General features: G+C 69.3%; 30 protein-coding genes. 28 read left to right on the top strand and 2 right to left on the bottom strand.

The features are described 5' to 3' along the window. Nucleotides 1-64: 64 nt before the first annotated feature. Nucleotides 65-475: a four-helix bundle copper-binding protein gene (locus tag A2U95_RS08320; RefSeq protein ID WP_166021541.1), complete on the bottom strand. Its 411-nt coding sequence runs from the start codon at nt 473-475 to the stop codon at nt 65-67. A gap of 143 nt (nt 476-618) precedes the next feature. Between A2U95_RS08320 and A2U95_RS08315 the strand changes: the two genes are divergently transcribed. Continuing rightward, the gene (locus tag A2U95_RS08315) at nt 619-2,322 is read left to right on the top strand and encodes a DUF2207 domain-containing protein (RefSeq protein WP_166024945.1); all 1,704 of its coding nucleotides are present in this window, start codon (nt 619-621) and stop codon (nt 2,320-2,322) included. 26 nt (nt 2,323-2,348) lie between these two features. Here A2U95_RS08315 and A2U95_RS08310 read toward each other — a convergent pair whose 3' ends face one another. Further along, nucleotides 2,349-3,896, bottom strand: coding sequence for an MFS transporter (locus tag A2U95_RS08310; RefSeq protein WP_166021540.1), 1,548 nt, complete (start codon nt 3,894-3,896; stop codon nt 2,349-2,351). 129 nt (nt 3,897-4,025) lie between these two features. Between A2U95_RS08310 and A2U95_RS08305 the strand changes: the two genes are divergently transcribed. The 27 genes from A2U95_RS08305 to rpmJ all read left to right on the top strand — a co-directional run bounded on the left by A2U95_RS08305 (nt 4,026) and on the right by rpmJ (nt 18,919). Beyond that, nucleotides 4,026-4,517, top strand: coding sequence for a MarR family winged helix-turn-helix transcriptional regulator (locus A2U95_RS08305; protein WP_166021539.1), 492 nt, complete (start codon nt 4,026-4,028; stop codon nt 4,515-4,517). Nucleotides 4,518-5,086: 569 nt separating this feature from the next. Continuing rightward, nucleotides 5,087-5,395, top strand: coding sequence for a 30S ribosomal protein S10 (rpsJ, locus tag A2U95_RS08300; protein ID WP_003948644.1), 309 nt, complete (start codon nt 5,087-5,089; stop codon nt 5,393-5,395). 17 nt (nt 5,396-5,412) lie between these two features. Beyond that, the gene (rplC, locus tag A2U95_RS08295; RefSeq protein WP_166021538.1) at nt 5,413-6,057 is read left to right on the top strand and encodes a 50S ribosomal protein L3; all 645 of its coding nucleotides are present in this window, start codon (nt 5,413-5,415) and stop codon (nt 6,055-6,057) included. Between the two features lie 8 nt (nt 6,058-6,065). Further along, nucleotides 6,066-6,713 (top strand): 50S ribosomal protein L4, encoded by a 648-nt coding sequence (rplD, locus tag A2U95_RS08290; RefSeq protein WP_166021537.1) that lies wholly within the window; start codon nt 6,066-6,068, stop codon nt 6,711-6,713. Then, nucleotides 6,713-7,132, top strand: a complete 420-nt coding sequence (rplW, locus tag A2U95_RS08285; RefSeq protein WP_166021536.1) for a 50S ribosomal protein L23 — start codon at nt 6,713-6,715, stop codon at nt 7,130-7,132. The genes rplD and rplW overlap by 1 nt, the downstream gene beginning before the upstream one ends. Nucleotides 7,133-7,171: 39 nt before the next feature. Beyond that, the gene (gene rplB, locus A2U95_RS08280; RefSeq protein WP_151771773.1) at nt 7,172-8,008 is read left to right on the top strand and encodes a 50S ribosomal protein L2; all 837 of its coding nucleotides are present in this window, start codon (nt 7,172-7,174) and stop codon (nt 8,006-8,008) included. Nucleotides 8,009-8,020: 12 nt separating this feature from the next. Further along, nucleotides 8,021-8,302 (top strand): 30S ribosomal protein S19, encoded by a 282-nt coding sequence (gene rpsS, locus A2U95_RS08275; protein WP_108954814.1) that lies wholly within the window; start codon nt 8,021-8,023, stop codon nt 8,300-8,302. A 42-nt stretch (nt 8,303-8,344) separates the two neighbouring features. Next, nucleotides 8,345-8,692, top strand: coding sequence for a 50S ribosomal protein L22 (rplV, locus tag A2U95_RS08270; protein ID WP_166021535.1), 348 nt, complete (start codon nt 8,345-8,347; stop codon nt 8,690-8,692). Continuing rightward, the gene (rpsC, locus tag A2U95_RS08265) at nt 8,692-9,528 is read left to right on the top strand and encodes a 30S ribosomal protein S3 (RefSeq protein ID WP_166021534.1); all 837 of its coding nucleotides are present in this window, start codon (nt 8,692-8,694) and stop codon (nt 9,526-9,528) included. The genes rplV and rpsC overlap by 1 nt, the downstream gene beginning before the upstream one ends. 3 nt (nt 9,529-9,531) lie before the next feature. Next, on the top strand, nt 9,532-9,951 hold the full coding sequence (gene rplP, locus A2U95_RS08260; protein ID WP_005313579.1) for a 50S ribosomal protein L16: 420 nt from the start codon (nt 9,532-9,534) through the stop codon (nt 9,949-9,951). Beyond that, nucleotides 9,951-10,175, top strand: coding sequence for a 50S ribosomal protein L29 (rpmC, locus tag A2U95_RS08255; RefSeq protein ID WP_108954811.1), 225 nt, complete (start codon nt 9,951-9,953; stop codon nt 10,173-10,175). Before rplP ends, rpmC begins: the two co-directional genes overlap by 1 nt. Beyond that, nucleotides 10,172-10,456 (top strand): 30S ribosomal protein S17, encoded by a 285-nt coding sequence (gene rpsQ, locus A2U95_RS08250; protein ID WP_166021533.1) that lies wholly within the window; start codon nt 10,172-10,174, stop codon nt 10,454-10,456. The genes rpmC and rpsQ overlap by 4 nt, the downstream gene beginning before the upstream one ends. 163 nt (nt 10,457-10,619) lie before the next feature. Next, nucleotides 10,620-10,988, top strand: coding sequence for a 50S ribosomal protein L14 (gene rplN / locus A2U95_RS08245; protein ID WP_055718836.1), 369 nt, complete (start codon nt 10,620-10,622; stop codon nt 10,986-10,988). Nucleotides 10,989-10,990: 2 nt separating this feature from the next. Next, nucleotides 10,991-11,302, top strand: coding sequence for a 50S ribosomal protein L24 (gene rplX, locus A2U95_RS08240; RefSeq protein ID WP_108954809.1), 312 nt, complete (start codon nt 10,991-10,993; stop codon nt 11,300-11,302). Beyond that, the gene (gene rplE, locus A2U95_RS08235) at nt 11,299-11,856 is read left to right on the top strand and encodes a 50S ribosomal protein L5 (protein ID WP_166024943.1); all 558 of its coding nucleotides are present in this window, start codon (nt 11,299-11,301) and stop codon (nt 11,854-11,856) included. The genes rplX and rplE overlap by 4 nt, the downstream gene beginning before the upstream one ends. A gap of 5 nt (nt 11,857-11,861) precedes the next feature. Further along, nucleotides 11,862-12,047, top strand: a complete 186-nt coding sequence (locus A2U95_RS08230; RefSeq protein ID WP_003956452.1) for a type Z 30S ribosomal protein S14 — start codon at nt 11,862-11,864, stop codon at nt 12,045-12,047. Between the two features lie 237 nt (nt 12,048-12,284). Continuing rightward, on the top strand, nt 12,285-12,683 hold the full coding sequence (gene rpsH / locus A2U95_RS08225; RefSeq protein ID WP_006130772.1) for a 30S ribosomal protein S8: 399 nt from the start codon (nt 12,285-12,287) through the stop codon (nt 12,681-12,683). 22 nt (nt 12,684-12,705) lie between these two features. Next, nucleotides 12,706-13,245, top strand: coding sequence for a 50S ribosomal protein L6 (rplF, locus tag A2U95_RS08220; RefSeq protein ID WP_166021532.1), 540 nt, complete (start codon nt 12,706-12,708; stop codon nt 13,243-13,245). 3 nt (nt 13,246-13,248) lie between these two features. Next, on the top strand, nt 13,249-13,632 hold the full coding sequence (rplR, locus tag A2U95_RS08215; RefSeq protein ID WP_166021531.1) for a 50S ribosomal protein L18: 384 nt from the start codon (nt 13,249-13,251) through the stop codon (nt 13,630-13,632). Nucleotides 13,633-13,678: 46 nt separating this feature from the next. After that, the gene (gene rpsE, locus A2U95_RS08210; RefSeq protein ID WP_019753099.1) at nt 13,679-14,284 is read left to right on the top strand and encodes a 30S ribosomal protein S5; all 606 of its coding nucleotides are present in this window, start codon (nt 13,679-13,681) and stop codon (nt 14,282-14,284) included. After that, on the top strand, nt 14,284-14,466 hold the full coding sequence (gene rpmD, locus A2U95_RS08205) for a 50S ribosomal protein L30 (RefSeq protein ID WP_003974250.1): 183 nt from the start codon (nt 14,284-14,286) through the stop codon (nt 14,464-14,466). The genes rpsE and rpmD overlap by 1 nt, the downstream gene beginning before the upstream one ends. Nucleotides 14,467-14,468: 2 nt before the next feature. Then, nucleotides 14,469-14,924: a 50S ribosomal protein L15 gene (rplO, locus tag A2U95_RS08200; protein ID WP_166021530.1), complete on the top strand. Its 456-nt coding sequence runs from the start codon at nt 14,469-14,471 to the stop codon at nt 14,922-14,924. A 282-nt stretch (nt 14,925-15,206) separates the two neighbouring features. Continuing rightward, entirely contained in the window at nt 15,207-16,520 is a 1,314-nt protein-coding gene (gene secY, locus A2U95_RS08195) for a preprotein translocase subunit SecY (protein WP_166021529.1), read from the top strand. Beyond that, nucleotides 16,520-17,173: an adenylate kinase gene (locus tag A2U95_RS08190; RefSeq protein WP_166021528.1), complete on the top strand. Its 654-nt coding sequence runs from the start codon at nt 16,520-16,522 to the stop codon at nt 17,171-17,173. The genes secY and A2U95_RS08190 overlap by 1 nt, the downstream gene beginning before the upstream one ends. 221 nt (nt 17,174-17,394) lie before the next feature. Further along, nucleotides 17,395-18,234, top strand: coding sequence for a type I methionyl aminopeptidase (gene map, locus A2U95_RS08185; protein WP_166021527.1), 840 nt, complete (start codon nt 17,395-17,397; stop codon nt 18,232-18,234). Between the two features lie 274 nt (nt 18,235-18,508). Further along, nucleotides 18,509-18,730, top strand: a complete 222-nt coding sequence (gene infA, locus A2U95_RS08180; protein WP_004927214.1) for a translation initiation factor IF-1 — start codon at nt 18,509-18,511, stop codon at nt 18,728-18,730. A 75-nt stretch (nt 18,731-18,805) separates the two neighbouring features. After that, a complete protein-coding gene (gene rpmJ, locus A2U95_RS08175; RefSeq protein ID WP_003998809.1) occupies nt 18,806-18,919 on the top strand; it encodes a 50S ribosomal protein L36 in 114 nt (37 codons plus the stop codon). Nucleotides 18,920-19,099 lie beyond the last annotated feature (180 nt).

The raw sequence follows: 19,099 nt of genomic DNA, 5'->3' as shown, positions 1-19,099 counted from the left end.
CCGTGCGGGACCCGCCCGCGCACCCCGACCCGGGCGGCGGGCCCCGGCGCGGTGCGGCGGGTCCTCAGCCCAGTGAGGCGAGCAGGGCCTCGCAGGCGTCCTCGCAGGAGCGGCACGACGCGGCGCAGACCTGGCAGTGGTCGTGCTCGGTGTGATGGGCGCACTCCTCCCCGCACGCCCTGCACGCGGCGGCGCACGCGGTGAGCAGGGCACGGGTCACGCCGGCGTCGTACTCGGTGCGGCGGGAGAGCACGGAGGCCGTGGTGGCACAGACGTCGGCGCAGTCCAGGTCGGAGCGGACGCACTTGGCCAGTTCGTCGACCATCTCCTCGGACAGGCAGGCGTCCGCGCACGCCGTGCACACCTGGGCACAGGACACGCACTCCTCTACGCAGGCGACGAGCTTGTCGCGGTCCACACCGCCGAGGGCGGCGGGGTAGGCGTCGAGCATCTCCTCGACCTTGAGCGTGGTCATGCGGTCACTCTCCTTCCGCTCGTCACCCTGGCCGGGTGGGCGGATCCGGGCGGGGGCAAACCTGATCGCCGCGGTGCACGGATACGCTCCCGGCAGTGCGGGCCGTGCACCGGGGATCACGGGCCACGGAAGGGAGGGCCTCGATGACGCCGGGACCGGGGAGCGGGAGGCGGCGGGACGCCGTGCTCCTGCTGGCGGGGGTGCTCCTGGTGGGGCTCGCGGGCCTGCTGGGCGCCCTCCTCGAAGGACCGGGGGAGCGGGTGCGCCTGCACTGGTCGGCCGCCGAGCTCGCCCCGGACGACAGCGTGCGGATCACCGAGGTGATCGACTACGACTTCGCGGGCGAGGACCGGCACGGCATCCACCGCCGCCTTCCGGTGACCGGGGCCGGGCGGCCGCGGGACGTGACGGCCACCCTCGACGGGGCGCCGGTCACCTTCGGGACCGTCGCCGGCGGCGCCGCCGTCCGCGTCCGGATCGGCGACCCGGAGGAGACGCTCACCGGGGTGCACCGCTACCGCCTCACCTACACGGTGCCCGGCATGGTGGCCGGCGGGGCGGGACTGACCTGGGACGTGACCGGCCTGGGCTGGGAGGTGCCGGTGGAGCGCCTCCAGGCCCGGGTCACCGCCCCGGCCGTGCTGGAAGCGGCCGGCTGCGAGCCCCACGGCTCCGGCGCCCCCGCGCCGTGCGCCGTCCGGCAGGCGTCGCCCGGCACGCTGGCCGTGGACCTCTCCGGCCTGGACGCCGGGGAGGGCGTCACGGTCCGCGCCGAGGTGGGCGGGGCACTGCCCGGTGGCGCGGCGCCCCCGCCCGTGGAGCCGGACGTCCCGCTCGCGGCGGAGGGGAGCGGCGGCGCCCGGCGGGCGGGAGCGGTGGCCGCGGCGTCCGCCGCCGTCGCCGCCCTGCTGGTGGCGGCGGTGGTCCTGTCGGCCGGGCGCGACCGGGCCGGGGTCCCGGGCGGCGGATCGCGCCGGGCGGTCCCGCTCCGTCCGGCCGCCGTGGTGAAGCCCTCCCCGGTCCCGCCCGAAGGGCTCACCCCGGCGCAGGCCGGGATACTGCTCGCCGGGCGGGTGCGCGACGAGCACCGCGTGGCCTGGCTGATGTCCGCCTCACAGGACGGCACGCTGACCATCTCCGGCCGCAGGAGGCCGGTGCTCCGCCGGGGCGCCCGTCGTCCCGACGGCCCCGGCCGGGCGGCCGACGCCTTCGCCGCGGAGGTCCTGGACGTGCTCTTCGCCCGCCCCGGCCGGATACGCCTGGACCGGTACCACCGTGACTTCGCCGCCGCGTGGAAGCTGCTGCGCACCCGTCTCGAGGAGTGGCGGGCCGCCGGCGGGGACGGCCTGTGGACGCCGCGGGGCGCGGTCCTCCACCGGGCCGCCCTGTGGGTGGGCGGCGCGGCGGCGCTCGCCGGTGTCGCCCTGACCGCGGTCGCGGACGCCCGCGCGGGATGGGCCTGCACGGCGGGCGCCGGCCTCGCCCTGGTGGTCCTCGCCCGGCACCTCCGTGCCCGCACGCCGCGCGGCTCCCGGCTCCGGCTCGCCACCGAGGCGTACCGCCGCCATCTGGCCGACCCCGCCACCCCCCGCACGGACCGTGCGACGCCGTGGGCGGTGGCCCTCGGACTCGCCGGTTCCTGGGCCGAGGGCTCCCGCCGCCGCGACGGCGACCTGGTGACGCTCACCCGCCACCTCCCCGCCGCCACGGCCGCCGCGAGCAGCCGGTTCGCGTCCTCCGCGGGCTCCGGCGGCTCGTCGTCCGGTGGGCACGGAGGGGACGGCGGCGGCGGTGGCGGAGGTGACGGCGGCGGTGGTGGTGGCGGTGACGGCGGAGGGTCCTGGTAGCGGGGCGCGCGGGAACGCCGGGCGGCTCAGTGGCCGCCCGCCGGAGCCTGGTGGCCCCGGGCCGCCGGGCCGGCGGTGACCAGCAGGCCCGCGACGAGCGCGGCGAGCAGCATCGCGCCGACGCCCCACCACAGGGCCTGGGTGAAGCCGTGCACCATGCCCTCGCGCAGGACCCGTGCCCGGTCGGCGCCACCGGTCAGGTGGGCGTCCACGTAGGTGCCGGTCGCCGACGCCGCGAGGGTGTTGAGCAGCGCGGTGCCCAGCGAACCTCCCACCTGCTGCGAGGTGTTGACCATCGCCGAGGTGACGCCCGCGTCCTGCGGGCGGACGCCGGAGGTGGCGGTGGAGAAGACCGGCATGAAGGTCAGGCCCATGCCGAGGCCGAGCAGCAGCATGCCCGGCAGGACGTGCGTCGCGTAGGCGGAGTCGACCTCCAGGAACGTGAGCAGGGCCAGGCCCGACGCGCCGAGCAGCATGCCGGGGACCATCAGCAGCCGCGGCGGGGTGCGCGGCAGCAGGCGGGCGGAGATCTGGGTGGAGCCGATCATGATCGCGGCGGACATCGGCAGGAAGGCCAGGCCGGTCCTCACGGGGGAGTACCCGAGGATGCCCTGCAGGTAGTACGTCATGAAGAGGAACAGGCCGAACATGCCGACGGTGGCGAGTCCCATGGTGAGGAAGCTGCCCGCGCGGTCGCGGTCGGCCAGCACCCGCAGCGGCAGCAGCGGGGTGGCCGTCCTGGTCTGCCAGAGCACGAAGCCGGCCAGCAGCAGCGCGCCGCCGATCAGCAGGGCCAGCACCTCGGAGTCGCCCCAGCCCAGCGCCTCGGCCTCGGAGAAGCCGTACACGACGGCGACCAGACCGCCGCATCCGAGCAGCACGCCGGGCACGTCCAGCCGGGCCTCGCGGTGGCCGGGACGGTCGTGCAGCAGCACCGAGGCGCCGATCACCGCCACCAGGGCGATGGGGATGTTCACGTAGAGGCACCAGCGCCAGTCGAGGTACTCGGTGAGGACGCCGCCGAGCAGCAGGCCGATCGCGCCGCCCGCCCCCGCCAGCGCGCCGTAGATGCCGAACGCCTTGCCCCGCTCGCGCGGGTCGGTGAAGGTCGTGGTCATCAGGGAGAGCGCCGAGGGGGCGAGCAGCGCGCCGAAGACGCCCTGCAGCGCCCGGGCCGCGAAGAGCATGCCGGGCGTCTGGGCCGCTCCGCCGATCGCGGAGGCGACGGCGAACCCGACCAGGCCGATGACGAAGGTGCGCTTGCGGCCCACCAGGTCGGCGATCCGGCCGCCGAGCAGCAGCAGGCCGCCGAAGGCGAGGGTGTAGGCGGTGATCATCCACGCCTTGTCGCCTTCGCCGATGCCCAGCGCCTTCTGGGCGGAGGGCATCGCGATGTTCACGATCGTCGCGTCGAGCACCACCATCAGCTGGGCGAGGGCGATGACCACCAGACCCCACCAGCGGCGGGGGTCGGCCGCGTCGCCCGGCCCGCCGGGCGCGGCGGGCGACGCGGTCCGTATCGCCCCGGGGGAGGCGGGGGAGGTGGAGGAAGGGGGGGAAGAGGCATCGCTCATGTCGCGGACGTCGCTCCTTGGGGTCGTCGGTGAGGCGCTGTCGCCGGTGGGGCCGTCGTCGGCGGGGCCCATCGTCAGTATGTCGAATCGTCAGTATCGCTGAACATCAGGCGTCGATACCCTTATTCCATGAAGGACGCGCCTCTTCCGGACCCCCTGGCCGACCGGCTGGGCTACCTGCTCAAGCAGGCCCACGCCCGCCTCGCCGCCGGCATGGCGGAGGCGCTCGCGCCCTATCGGCTGCACCCGCGCGAGCTGGGGGTCATGGCCGCCATCGAGGCGGGCGGACGGCAGTCGTCGCAGATGGAGATCGCCGAACGGATCGGCCTGGACCGCACCAGCATGGTCGGGGTGGTCGACGCGCTGGAGGAGAAGGGGTACGTGGAGCGCCGCCGCAGCGACCGCGACCGCCGGCGCAACGTGGTCACCCTGACGCCGGTCGGCGAACGCACCCTGGCCGAGGCGGAGCGGGCGCGTGAACGGGTGGACAGGGACTTCCTGGCGCCCCTGGACCCCGCGGCCGCCGCCGCCCTGGTCGAGACCCTCGCCGCACTGCACCGCGCGCACGGCCGGGACGTGGTCGGCCCTCCGGAGTGTCCGGTCCCGCACGGCCGGGCATGATTCGCGCCACATTCCGCAGTCGTTTTCGGGGGAGCGGTCGCCGGAGCCTGCGCGACGCGGCGCGGGGCGGGTCGCCGGAGCGCCCGGAGGACCACGGCGCGTACCGGATGGAACCTCGCTGACCTGCGGTTTCGTGCTCACCGTCGGCGACACGGCGCCCTTGGGTTTGACGTGCCGGTCGCGCCGGGTACTCTCTTCCGCCCGATTGGCCAGGGTCCTGCGCCATATGGCACACTAGCCAAGTTGCTCGGTCGAGTGTTGATGTCGCACGCCTCCCGCCGGGAGGACCGGAAGCGAGTCCCACAGTACTCGTCAGCCCCGCGCGGGCTGGAAGTACGGGAATCTTCCGGGAAGTGCGGACGCGACACCGGCCAGGCGCCCGGTGGGCCTTCCGCTCCCGGTCCCGCGGCGGTGAGCCGCACTCCCCCTGGTAGGGAATCCCGGTTCGGGACTTCATATCGACGGGAGCGCGACACGCCCGACCGCGTGGGTCGGCGAAGAAGGTGAAGAGGTTTCCGAAAACCCACCGGGTTCCGGAGCGTTACTAGAGACAGGACTACTGAGTAGCCATGGCGGGACAGAAGATCCGCATCCGGCTCAAGGCCTACGACCACGAGGTCATCGACTCCTCGGCGAAGAAGATCGTCGAGACGGTGACCCGCACTGGTGCGTCGGTCGCGGGCCCGGTGCCGCTGCCCACTGAGAAGAACGTGTACTGCGTCATCAAGTCGCCGCACAAGTACAAGGACTCGCGCGAGCACTTCGAGATGCGCACGCACAAGCGCCTGATCGACATCCTCGACCCGACGCCGAAGACCGTTGACTCCCTGATGCGACTCGACCTCCCGGCCGGTGTCGACATCGAGATCAAGCTCTGAAGGCCGGTGATCTGAGAATGGCTAAGCAGATCAAGGGCATCCTGGGCGAGAAGCTCGGCATGACGCAGGTGTGGGACGCGAACAACCGCGTCGTCCCCGTCACCGTCGTCAAGGCCGCTCCGAACGTCGTGACCCAGGTCCGTACGAACGACACCGACGGCTACGAGTCGGTCCAGATCGCCTTCGGCGAGATCGACCCGCGCAAGGTGAACAAGCCCCTCAAGGGCCACTTCGCCAAGGCCGACGTCACTCCCCGTCGCCACCTCGTCGAGATCCGTACCTCGGACGCCTCCGAGTACACCCTCGGCCAGGAGATCACCGCCGAGGTGTTCGAGGCCGGCGTCAAGGTGGACGTGACCGGCAAGAGCAAGGGCAAGGGCTTCGCCGGTGTCATGAAGCGTCACAACTTCAAGGGCCTCGGCGCCGGTCACGGCACCCAGCGCAAGCACCGCTCTCCCGGTTCCATCGGTGGCTGCGCCACCCCGGGCCGTGTGTTCAAGGGCCTCCGCATGGCGGGTCGCATGGGCAACGAGCGGGTCACCACCCAGAACCTGACCGTCCACGCCGTTGACGCGGAGAAGGGTCTGCTGCTCATCAAGGGCGCGGTTCCCGGTCCGAACGGCGGCCTCGTCCTGGTCCGCACCGCGGCCAAGGGGGCCTGAGGTAACCGATGAGCACTGTTGACATCCTTTCGCCGGCGGGCGACAAGGCCGGTACCGTCGAGCTCCCCGCGGAGATCTTCGACGCCAAGGTCAGCGTTCCGCTGATCCACCAGGTCGTCGTCGCGCAGCTGGCCGCTGCCCGTCAGGGCACGCACAAGACCAAGACCCGCGGCGAGGTCCGTGGCGGTGGCCGCAAGCCGTACCGCCAGAAGGGCACCGGCCGCGCCCGTCAGGGCTCGACCCGCGCGCCTCAGTTCGCCGGTGGTGGCGTCGTGCACGGTCCCGTGCCGCGTGACTACTCGCAGCGGACCCCCAAGAAGATGAAGGCCGCCGCCCTGCGTGGCGCCCTCACCGACCGGGCGCGCCACAACCGCATCCACGTCGTCTCCGGCGTGGTCGAGGGTGCCGCCTCCACCAAGGCCGCGAAGTCGCTGTTCGGCAAGATCTCGGAGCGCAAGAACCTGCTCCTGGTCGTCGACCGTGCCGACGAGGCCGCGTGGCTGTCCGCCCGCAACCTGCCCCAGGTCCACATCCTGGAGCCGGGCCAGCTGAACACGTACGACGTTCTCGTCTCGGACGACGTGGTCTTCACCCAGGCCGCGTTCGAGTCCTTCGTGTCCGGCGGCCAGGCCGTCACCGAAGGGAGCGAGGCCTGATGGCTACGCGTCACCCGAGCATCGCCTCCAAGGCTGCGAAGGCCGCCAAGGCCGCGCGCGTCGCCAAGGCGCGCCGCCACGCCGCCGAGGGCAAGAACACCGTCGTCACCCCGGCCAGCAAGGCGTACACGGACCCCCGTGACGTGCTGCTGAAGCCGGTCGTGTCGGAGAAGAGCTACGCGCTCATCGACGAGAACAAGTACACGTTCGTCGTCGACACGCGGGCCAACAAGACCCAGATCAAGGAGGCCGTGCAGTCGGTCTTCTCGGTCAAGGTCACCGGGGTCAACACGATCAACCGCCAGGGCAAGCGCAAGCGGACCCGCACCGGGTTCGGCAAGCGTCCCGACACCAAGCGCGCGATCGTGACCCTCGCCGAGGGCGACCGTATCGACATCTTCGGCGGTCCGACCGCCTAAGGGCGTCGGATCGTCCGAATATCGGACGAGGACTGAGAAATGGGTATCCGCAAGTACAAGCCGACGACTCCGGGCCGTCGTGGCTCCAGCGTCGCCGACTTCGTCGAGGTCACGCGGTCCACGCCGGAGAAGTCGCTGGTCCGCCCCCTGCACAGCAAGGGCGGCCGTAACAACGCCGGTCGTGTGACCGTTCGCCACCAGGGTGGTGGCCACAAGCGCGCCTACCGCGTGATCGACTTCCGTCGTCACGACAAGGACGGCGTGCCCGCGAAGGTCGCGCACATCGAGTACGACCCCAACCGCACCGCGCGCATCGCGCTGCTGCACTACGCCGACGGCGAGAAGCGCTACATCATCGCGCCGCGCAACCTGCAGCAGGGTGACCGCGTCGAGGCCGGTCCCGGGGCCGACATCAAGCCGGGCAACAACCTGGCGCTCCGCAACATCCCGGTCGGTACCACGATCCACGCGATCGAGCTCCGTCCCGGTGGCGGCGCCAAGTTCGCCCGCTCCGCCGGTGCCTCCGTGCAGCTGCTCGCGAAGGAGGGCTCGATGGCCCACCTCCGCATGCCTTCCGGCGAGATCCGCCTGGTCGACGTGCGCTGCCGCGCCACCGTCGGCGAGGTCGGCAACGCCGAGCAGAGCAACATCAACTGGGGCAAGGCCGGCCGCAAGCGGTGGCTGGGCGTTCGCCCGACCGTCCGTGGTGTCGTCATGAACCCGGTCGACCACCCGCACGGTGGTGGTGAGGGCCGTACCTCCGGTGGCCGTCACCCCGTCTCCCCGTGGGGCAAGAAGGAAGGTCGTACTCGTTCGCCCAAGAAGGCGTCGAACAAGTACATCGTCCGCCGCCGCAAGACGAACAAGAAGCGCTAGGAGCGGGTTTAGATGCCGCGTAGTCTCAAGAAGGGGCCCTTCGTCGACGACCACCTCATGAAGAAGGTGGATGTCCAGAACGAAGCCGGCACCAAGAACGTCATCAAGACCTGGTCCCGTCGCTCGATGATCGTCCCGGCCATGCTCGGCCACACGATCGCGGTGCACAACGGCAAGACCCACATCCCGGTGTTTGTCACCGAGTCCATGGTCGGCCACAAGCTCGGCGAGTTCTCGCCGACGCGCACCTTCCGGGGTCACGTCAAGGACGACCGGAAGTCGAAGCGCCGCTAAGCGGGGCTGTGAAAGACCATGACAGACACTGAAGGGACAACCATGGAAGCCAGGGCCCAGGCGCGGTACATCCGCGTCACGCCCATGAAGGCCCGCCGCGTGGTGGACCTTATCCGTGGCATGGATGCCACGGAGGCTCAGGCGGTCCTGCGTTTCGCCCCGCAGGCCGCGAGCGTGCCGGTCGGCAAGGTGCTGGACAGCGCCATCGCCAACGCCGCGCACAACTACGACCACACCGATCCGTCGAGCCTGTACGTCTCCGAGGCGTACGTCGACGAGGGCCCGACCCTGAAGCGGTTCCGTCCGCGCGCCCAGGGCCGCGCCTACCGGATCCGCAAGCGGACCAGCCACATCACCGTGGTCGTCAGCAGCAAGGAAGGAACCCGGTAATGGGCCAGAAGGTAAACCCGCACGGGTTCCGGCTCGGTGTCACGACCGACTTCAAGTCGCGTTGGTACGCCGACAAGCTGTACAAGGACTACGTCAAGGAAGACGTCGCCATCCGTCGGATGATGACGTCCGGCATGGAGCGCGCCGGCATCTCCAAGGTCGAGATCGAGCGCACCCGTGACCGCGTGCGTGTGGACATCCACACCGCTCGTCCGGGCATCGTCATCGGCCGCCGTGGCGCCGAGGCCGACCGCATCCGCGGCGACCTCGAGAAGCTCACGGGCAAGCAGGTCCAGCTGAACATCCTCGAGGTCAAGAACCCCGAGACGGACGCTCAGCTCGTGGCCCAGGCCGTCGCCGAGCAGCTCTCCTCCCGCGTCTCCTTCCGCCGTGCCATGCGCAAGAGCATGCAGTCGGCGATGAAGGCCGGCGCCAAGGGCATCAAGATCCAGTGCGGTGGCCGCCTCGGCGGCGCCGAGATGTCCCGCTCGGAGTTCTACCGCGAGGGCCGTGTGCCCCTGCACACGCTCCGCGCGAACGTCGACTACGGCTTCTTCGAGGCCAAGACGACCTTCGGCCGCATCGGTGTGAAGGTCTGGATCTACAAGGGCGACGTCAAGAACATCGCCGAGGTCCGCGCCGAGAACGCCGCCGCCCGTGCCGGCAACCGCCCGGCCCGTGGTGGCAACGACCGCCCGGCCCGCGGTGGCCGTGGTGGCGAGCGTGGCGGTCGCGGTCGCAAGCCGCAGCAGTCCGCCGCGGCGGCCGAGGCCAAGCCGGCCGAGGCTCCCGCGGGCGCTGCCGCCGAGCCGAGCTCTGCTGGAAAGGAGAGCTGACCCATGCTGATCCCCCGTAGGGTCAAGCACCGCAAGCAGCACCACCCCAAGCGCCGCGGTATGGCCAAGGGCGGTACGACGGTTGCGTTCGGCGAGTACGGCATTCAGGCCATGACGCCGGCGTACGTCACCAACCGCCAGATCGAGGCCGCTCGTATCGCGATGACCCGCCACATCAAGCGTGGCGGCAAGGTCTGGATCAACATCTACCCGGACCGCCCCCTCACCAAGAAGCCCGCCGAGACCCGCATGGGTTCCGGTAAGGGTTCTCCGGAGTGGTGGGTCGCGAACGTGCACCCGGGTCGGGTCATGTTCGAGCTGTCTTACCCCAACGAGAAGATCGCCCGTGAGGCGCTGACCCGTGCGGCCCACAAGCTGCCGATGAAGTGCCGGATCGTCAAGCGCGAGGCAGGTGAAGCGTGATGTCGGCCGGTACCAAGGCGTCCGAGCTGCGCGAGCTGGGCAACGAGGAGCTTCTCGCGAAGCTCCGCGAGGCCAAGGAAGAGCTGTTCAACCTCCGCTTCCAGGCGGCGACCGGACAGCTCGAGAACCACGGCCGTCTGAAGGCGGTCCGCAAGGACATCGCCCGGGTCTACACCCTCATGCGTGAGCGTGAGCTCGGCATCGAGTCGGTGGAGAACGCATGAGCGAGAGCAACGTGACTGAAGAGAGCACCGAGCGCAACGCGCGCAAGACCCGCGAGGGTCTGGTCGTCAGCGACAAGATGGACAAGACCGTCGTCGTCGCCGTCGAGGACCGCGTGACGCACGCTCTGTACGGCAAGGTCATCCGCCGTACGAAGAAGTACAAGGCGCACGACGAGCAGAACGCTGCCGGCGTCGGTGACCGCGTCCTCCTGATGGAGACCCGGAAGCTGTCGTCCTCCAAGCACTGGCGCATCGTCGAGATCCTCGAGAAGGCGAAGTAAGCGAGGGCTCACGCCCCAGCTGACCGGCCGGGGGGCACGCCCCCCGGCCCGGTTCCCCGCCTCTCAGGCCAAGTAAATTCCCGCGGGGATCTCCCGCGGGTGAGTTCCGCCAGGCTCTCCGGCACTGCTCCGGAGGGAACCGGCAGACGATCAGGAGATAGACGTGATCCAGCAGGAGTCGCGACTGCGTGTCGCCGACAACACTGGTGCGAAGGAGATCCTTTGCATCCGTGTGCTCGGTGGCTCCGGTCGCCGCTACGCGGGCATCGGTGACGTCATCGTTGCCACCGTCAAGGACGCGATCCCCGGTGGCAACGTGAAGAAGGGCGACGTCGTCAAGGCCGTCGTCGTTCGCACCGTCAAGGAGCGCCGCCGTCCGGACGGCTCGTACATCCGCTTCGACGAGAACGCCGCCGTCATTCTGAAGAACGACGGCGACCCTCGCGGCACCCGTATCTTCGGCCCCGTGGGCCGTGAGCTGCGCGAGAAGAAGTTCATGAAGATCATCTCCCTCGCGCCGGAGGTGCTGTGAGCATGAAGATCAAGAAGGGCGACCTGGTCCAGGTCATCACCGGCAAGGACAAGGGCAAGCAGGGCAAGGTCGTCGCGGCCTTCCCCCGCGAGAACCGCGTCCTGGTCGAGGGTGTCAACCGGGTCAAGAAGCACACGAAGGCCGGCCCGAACCAGGCCGGCGGCATCGTGACCGTCGAGGCTCCGGTCCACGTGAGCAACGTTCAGCTCGTCGTGGAGAAGGACGGCCAGAAGGTCGTGACCCGCGTCGGTTACCGCTTCGACGAGAACGGCAACAAGATCCGCGTTGCCAAGCGGACGGGTGAGGACATCTGATGGCTACCACCACTCCGCGTCTGAAGACGAAGTACCGCGAGGAGATCGCGGGCAAGCTGCGTGACGAGTTCAAGTACGAGAACGTCATGCAGGTTCCCGGCCTCGTCAAGATCGTGGTCAACATGGGTGTGGGCGACGCCGCCCGCGACTCCAAGCTGATCGAGGGCGCCATCCGCGACCTCACCACGATCACCGGTCAGAAGCCGGCCGTCACCAAGGCCCGCAAGTCCATCGCGCAGTTCAAGCTGCGTGAGGGTCAGCCGATCGGTGCCCACGTCACCCTCCGTGGCGACCGCATGTGGGAGTTCCTGGACCGCACCCTGTCGCTGGCGCTCCCGCGCATCCGCGACTTCCGCGGCCTGTCCCCCAAGCAGTTCGACGGCCGTGGCAACTACACCTTCGGTCTCACGGAGCAGGTCATGTTCCACGAGATCGACCAGGACAAGATCGACCGCACCCGAGGCATGGACATCACCGTGGTGACCACGGCTGCCAACGACGCTGAGGGCCGTGCGCTCCTCCGTCACCTCGGCTTCCCGTTCAAGGAGGCGTGAGCGAGATGGCGAAGAAGGCTCTGATCGCGAAGGCTGCTCGCAAGCCCAAGTTCGGTGTGCGCGCGTACACCCGCTGCCAGCGCTGCGGCCGTCCGCACTCCGTGTACCGCAAGTTCGGCCTCTGCCGCGTGTGCCTCCGTGAGATGGCTCACCGTGGCGAGCTGCCGGGCGTGACCAAGAGCTCCTGGTAATCCCCTATTTGGGGTTCCCGGGCTCTCGGTAAGCAGGCCGGTCCGGCAGGCGACCCGCCACACATGGCTTAGGCTGGTGTGGTTGGGCGCTTGCCGTGCCCGGCCGTCCGCGGGCACGGTCCCGCTTCTAGACGCTTACTACGCCGTAGGTCCACCGCGCCGCACCCGTCCCGTCTCGGATCGGGGAGAGGGATGGCGCACCAGGAAACCCCGGCGAGAGAGGCCTAAGGCCAATTCATGACCATGACTGATCCGATCGCAGACATGCTCACGCGTCTGCGTAACGCGAACTCGGCATACCACGACACGGTGTCGATGCCGCACTCCAAGATCAAGTCGCACATCGCGGAGATCCTCCAGCAGGAGGGCTTCATCACCGGCTGGAAGGTCGAGGACGCCGAGGTCGGCAAGAACCTCGTCCTCGAGCTGAAGTTCGGCCCGAACCGCGAGCGCTCCATCGCGGGCATCAAGCGGATCTCCAAGCCCGGTCTCCGGGTGTACGCGAAGTCCACCAACCTGCCCAAGGTCCTCGGCGGCCTCGGCGTGGCGATCATCTCCACGTCGCACGGTCTCCTGACCGACAAGCAGGCCGGCAAGAAGGGCGTGGGTGGGGAAGTCCTCGCCTACGTCTGGTAACGGAAGGGAACGAGATACAGCTATGTCGCGTATCGGCAAGCTCCCCATCGCGGTTCCCGCCGGCGTGGACGTCACCATCGACGGCCGTACGGTCACGGTCAAGGGCCCCAAGGGCACTCTGACCCACACCGTCGTGGCGCCGATCGAGATCGTCAAGGGCGAGGACGGCACCCTCCAGGTGACCCGCCCCAACGACGAGCGTCAGAACAAGGCCCTGCACGGCCTGTCCCGCACGCTGGTGGCGAACATGATCACCGGCGTGACCCAGGGTTACGTGAAGAAGCTCGAGATCAGCGGTGTCGGTTACCGCGTGGCGGCCAAGGGCTCGAACCTCGAGTTCGCGCTCGGCTACTCGCACCCGATCACCGTCGAGGCGCCCGAGGGCATCACCTTCAAGGTGGAGACCCCCACCCGCTTCCAGGTCGAGGGCATCGACAAGCAGAAGGTCGGCGAGGTCGCGGCGAACATCCGCAAGCTGCGCAAGCCCGACCCGTACAAGGCCAAGGGCGTCAAGTACGAGGGCGAAGTCATCCGCCGCAAGGTCGGAAAGGCGGGTAAGTAACCCATGGCATACGGGCAGAAGATCCTGAAGGGCGACGCCTACAAGCGCGCCGCCATCAAGCGTCGGCACATCCGGATCCGCAAGAACATCTCCGGCACCGCCGAGCGTCCCCGTCTCGTCGTGACCCGCTCGAACCGCCACATCGTGGCCCAGGTGATCGACGACATCAAGGGTCACACCCTTGCGTCGGCGTCCACCCTGGACACCTCGATCCGCGGCGGCGAGGGCGACAAGTCCGCCCAGGCCCAGCAGGTCGGCGCCCTGGTCGCCGAGCGTGCCAAGGCCGCGGGCGTCGAGGCTGTCGTGTTCGACCGTGGTGGCAACAGGTACGCGGGCCGCATCGCGGCCCTGGCGGACGCCGCCCGCGAAGCCGGTCTCAAGTTCTGAGCCGGTTCCGTAGCGAAGCTAGCGGAAACAGAGAGAGGTAATTCCAATGGCTGGACCCCAGCGCCGCGGCAGCGGTGCCGGTGGCGGCGAGCGGCGGGACCGGAAGGGCCGTGACGGCGGCGCAGCTGCCGCCGAGAAGACCGCTTACGTTGAGCGCGTTGTCGCGATCAACCGTGTCGCCAAGGTTGTGAAGGGTGGTCGTCGCTTCAGCTTCACCGCGCTGGTCGTGGTGGGCGACGGTGACGGCACCGTGGGTGTCGGTTACGGCAAGGCCAAGGAGGTGCCGGCCGCCATCGCCAAGGGCGTTGAGGAGGCCAAGAAGCACTTCTTCAAGGTCCCCCGCATCCAGGGCACCATCCCGCACCCCATCCAGGGTGAGAAGGCTGCCGGCGTCGTGCTGCTCAAGCCCGCGTCCCCCGGTACCGGTGTGATCGCCGGTGGTCCGGTGCGTGCCGTGCTCGAGTGCGCCGGTATCCACGACGTGCTGTCGAAGTCGCTCGGCTCCGACAACGCGATCAACATCGTGCACGCGACCGTGGAGGCCCTCAAGGGCCTGCAGCGTCCCGAGGAGATCGCGGCCCGCCGTGGTCTGCCCCTCGAGGACGTCGCTCCCGCGGCTCTTCTCCGTGCGCGAGCCGGGGCGGGTGCGTGATGGCGCAGCTGAAGATCACCCAGGTTAAGTCGTACATCGGCAGCAAGCAGAACCACCGCGACACCCTGCGTTCCCTTGGTCTCAAGGGCATCAACACGCAGGTCGTCAAGGAGGACCGCCCCGAGTTCCGCGGCATGGTGCACACCGTCCGCCACCTCGTGACGGTCGAGGAGGTCGACTGATCATGGCGGAGCAGAACCCGCTCAAGATCCACAACCTCCGTCCCGCCCCGGGCGCCAAGACCGCCAAGACCCGTGTGGGTCGTGGTGAGGCGTCGAAGGGTAAGACGGCCGGTCGTGGTACCAAGGGCACCAAGGCCCGTTACCAGGTTCCGGAGAGCTTCGAGGGTGGCCAGATGCCGCTCCACATGCGTCTCCCGAAGCTGAAGGGCTTCAAGAACCCCTTCAAGACCGAGTTCCAGGTCGTGAACCTGGACAAGCTCGCCGCCCTCTACCCCGAGGGTGGGGAGGTCACCGTTGCCGACCTGGTCGCCAAGGGTGCCGTCCGCAAGAACCAGCTCGTCAAGGTCCTCGGCCAGGGCGAGATCTCCGTGGCGCTGCAGGTGACGGTCGACGCCGTCTCCGGCTCCGCCAAGGAGAAGATCACCGCCGCCGGCGGTACGGTCACCGAGCTCGTCTGACGAGTTCCGGCGCCGCCGGACATCCCCGGGATGTCCGGCCGGCGCCGGTGTGACCCTGCGATTCCCGACCGGGGATGCCCCACAAAAGGGGTATCCCCGGTTGGTCGTTCTCAAGGGCTTGGTGTCGCCGGTAAGGTGACCTCCACTGCCACTCTTCGACCGGTGCTCACACCGTGAACACCGGGCACTCGAAGCGGCGGCGGCCCGTTACATCGTTTGGTATTTGTCGATCCTCAAGACCGTCACCCTTGACGCAGTTGCGCGGGGGTCGCAGGAGGCACCGTGCTCACCGCGTTCGCCCGGGCGTTCAAGACGCCCGACCTGCGCAAGAAGCTGCTCTTCACGCTGGGCATCATCGTCGTCTACCGGGTCGGTACGCACATCCCGATTCCCGGCGTGGACTACACGTCCGTCCAGGCGTGCGTGAAGCAGATGTCCGGCAACTCCGGGCTGTTCGGCCTGGTCAACATGTTCAGCGGTGGTGCGCTGCTGCAGATCACGATCTTCGCGCTCGGCATCATGCCGTACATCACGGCGAGCATCATCCTGCAGCTGCTGACCGTGGTCATCCCGCGTCTCGAGGCCCTGAAGAAGGAGGGCCAGAGCGGTACGGCGAAGATCACGCAGTACACCCGTTACCTGACGATCGCGCTGGCCGTGCTCCAGGGCACGGGTCTGGTGGCGACCGCCCGCAGCGGCGCGCTCTTCAGCGGCTGCACCGTCGCCAACCAGATCGTCCCGGACCGCGCCATCTTCATCACGGTCATCATGGTCCTCACCATGACCGCCGGCACCGCCGTCGTCATGTGGCTGGGTGAGCTGATCACCGACCGCGGCATCGGCAACGGCATGTCGATCCTGATGTTCATCTCGATCGCCGCGACCTTCCCGGCCGCCCTGTGGGCCATCAAGGAGCAGGGCACCCTGGCCGACGGCTGGATCGAGTTCGGCACCGTGATGCTGGTCGGCTTCGTCATGGTCGGCCTGGTGGTCTTCGTGGAGCAGGCGCAGCGCCGCATCCCCGTCCAGTACGCGAAGCGGATGATCGGCCGCCGGTCCTACGGCGGCACCTCGACCTACATCCCGCTCAAGGTCAACCAGGCGGGTGTGATCCCGGTCATCTTCGCCTCGTCGCTGCTCTACATCCCGGCCCTGGTGGCCCAGTTCTCCAGCGGCACCTCCGGCTGGAAGACGTGGATCCAGTCACACCTGGTGGACGGCGATGACCCGATTTACATCGCCATGTACTTCCTGCTGATCGTCTTCTTCGCCTTCTTCTACGTGGCCATCACCTTCAACCCCGAAGAAGTGGCCGACAACATGAAGAAGTATGGTGGGTTCATCCCGGGCATCCGGGCTGGCCGACCGACCGCTGAGTACCTCAGCTATGTGCTCAACCGGATCACCTGGCCGGGTTCGCTGTACCTGGGTCTGATCGCTCTCGTGCCGACAATGGCGTTGGCCGGTTTCGGGGCAAACCAGAACTTCCCGTTCGGCGGCACCAGCATCCTGATCATCGTGGGTGTGGGCCTCGAAACGGTGAAGCAGATCGAGAGCCAGCTCCAGCAGCGCAATTACGAAGGGTTCCTCCGCTGATGCGAATCGTCCTCGTCGGGCCGCCTGGTGCCGGTAAGGGAACGCAGGCCGCGTTCCTGGCCGAGAACCTCTCCATCCCGCACATCTCCACGGGCGACCTGTTCCGGGCCAACATCGGCCAGCAGACGGAGCTGGGCAAGCTGGCGAAGTCCTACATGGACAAGGGCGAGCTGGTGCCGGACGAGGTCACCATCGCCATGGCCAAGGACCGCATGGAGCAGGCGGACGCCGTGGGCGGCTTCCTCCTGGACGGCTTCCCGCGGAACGTCTCCCAGGCCCAGGCGCTGGACGGCATGCTCGCCGAGGGCGGCATGAAGCTCGACGCGGTGCTGGACCTGGAGGTCCCCGAGGACGAGATCGTGAAGCGGATCGCCGGCCGGCGCGTCTGCCGCAAGGACTCGGCGCACGTCTTCCACGTCACCTACAACCCGCCGAAGGCCGAGGGCGTCTGCGACGCCTGCGGCGGCGAGCTGTACCAGCGCGACGACGACACCGAGGACACGGTGCGCAAGCGCCTGGAGGTCTACCACACCCAGACCGAGCCGATCATCGACTACTACCGGGCGCAGGACCTGGTCGTGACGATCGAGGCGCTCGGCAAGGTGGACGAGGTCACGGCGCGTGCGATGTCCGCGCTGAAGGCCGGCGAGTAGCGCTCGCGCCCTCCCGCGACCGGACGAGGCCGCGGTTCCCCCGGGGGAGCCGCGGCCTTCGCGTTCCCCCGGGCACCGGCCTCCCGGGGCCGCCGCCGGTGCGCTGCGTGCGCGGGCGGGGCCGGGCTGTCACGACGGGTGCGGGGAACACGTATCGTTGGTGATGTACGTACAGGACGATTCCCCACGCCGGTCACGGCGGAGAAAGGCCCGTAGCGCTCATGGTGCAGATCAAGACCCCGGAGCAGATCGCCAAGATGCGCGAGGCGGGGCTTGTCGTCGCCGCCGTGCACGCGGCCACCCGGGAGGCGGCGGTCCCCGGCTCCACGACGCGTGACCTGGACCAGGTGGCCCGCAAGGTCCTCGCCGAGCACGGCGCCAAGTCGAACTTCCTGGGCTACGGCGGCTTCCCCGCCACCATCTGCACCTCGGTCAACGAGGTGGTCGTGCACGGCATCCCCTCCGACGACGTGGTCCTCAAGGACGGCGACGTCATCTCCGTCGACGCCGGTGCCATCGTCGACGGCTGGCACGCGGACGCCGCCTACACCTGCTTCGTGGGCTCCGGCCACCTGCCGGAGCTGCACGAGCTCTCCCGGGTGACCGAGGAGTCGATGTGGGCGGGCATCGCCGCCATGAAGCAGGGCAACCGGCTGGTCGACGTCTCCCGCGCGATCGAGACGTACATCCGCCGCCAGCCGAAGCCGGGCGGCGGCAAGTACGGCATCGTCGAGGACTACGGCGGCCACGGCATCGGCACCGAGATGCACATGGACCCGCACCTGCTGAACTACGTCGAGCGCCGCCGCGGCAAGGGCCCGAAGCTGGTCACCGGCTTCTGCCTGGCCATCGAGCCGATGGTGTCGCTGGGCACGCCGAAGACGAAGGTCCTCGCCGACGACTGGACCGTGGTCACCACGGACGGCACCTGGTCCTCCCACTGGGAGCACTCGGTCGCCCTGACCGACGAGGGCCCGCTGGTCCTCACCGCTCCGGACGCCGGCCGCGCCAAGCTGGCCGAGCACGGCATCACCGCCGCGCCGGACCCGCTGGCCGCCTGAGCCGCCGGCCGCCCGGCCCGCCGTCCGCCGTCGGCGCCCCGCCCCCGTTCCGCCGTGCGCGGCGGGGGCGTCGTGCCGTCCACGACGGGTGCGGGAACGCGTCGCGCGTTCCGTGACCGGTTCCGGGCATAAGGATCACGCGGATGGGGCATTCTTCCCCGATTCGTATTTCGCGAGGGCCTGACGTAGACTGACTCGTCGGCTCTCGTGCACCCGCATGCCTGTATGCGCTCAGCGCGGAGTCGATCAAGGTAGTCGATTCGAAGGGCGAAGCGTGGCCAAGAAGCAAGGTGCCATCGAGATCGAGGGCACTGTCGTCGAGTCTCTGCCGAACGCCATGTTCAGGGTCGAGCTCCAGAACGGCCACCAGGTCCTGGCTCACATCAGCGGCAAGATGCGCATGCACTACATCCGCATCCTCCCTGACGACCGGGTCGTGGTGGAGCTGTCTCCGTACGACCTGACGCGTGGCCGGATCGTCTACCGGTACAAGTAGATCTGCCTGCACTCCGTGCGCCGTCCGGCTTGGACGGTCCGCGGGTGGTGGCACTGACCCGGAGAACCTCATCCCATGAAGGTCAAGCCGAGCGTCAAGAAGATCTGCGACAAGTGCAGGGTGATCCGCCGTCACGGTCGGGTCATGGTCATCTGCGAGAACCCGCGCCACAAGCAGCGCCAGGGCTGACGCACCGACCACCCCTCTGCTTCCGCAGAGTCTTCGCGCGACGCGAGCAAATGTCATACGCAGGACCCGGAGCCGCTCGATCGGTTCCGACACCCCCGGTCGGAGGCCGGGGACCCGTCCCGTACCGACCCCGTGCACCGACGGGGAACGGCGGGCGGGAGCCGGTTCTGCCGCAGACCT

The sequence above is a fragment of the Streptomyces chilikensis genome (assembly GCF_001642695.1).
Classification (GTDB): domain Bacteria; phylum Actinomycetota; class Actinomycetes; order Streptomycetales; family Streptomycetaceae; genus Streptomyces; species Streptomyces chilikensis.
This window is presented reverse-complemented; position numbering and strand designations above follow the sequence as displayed.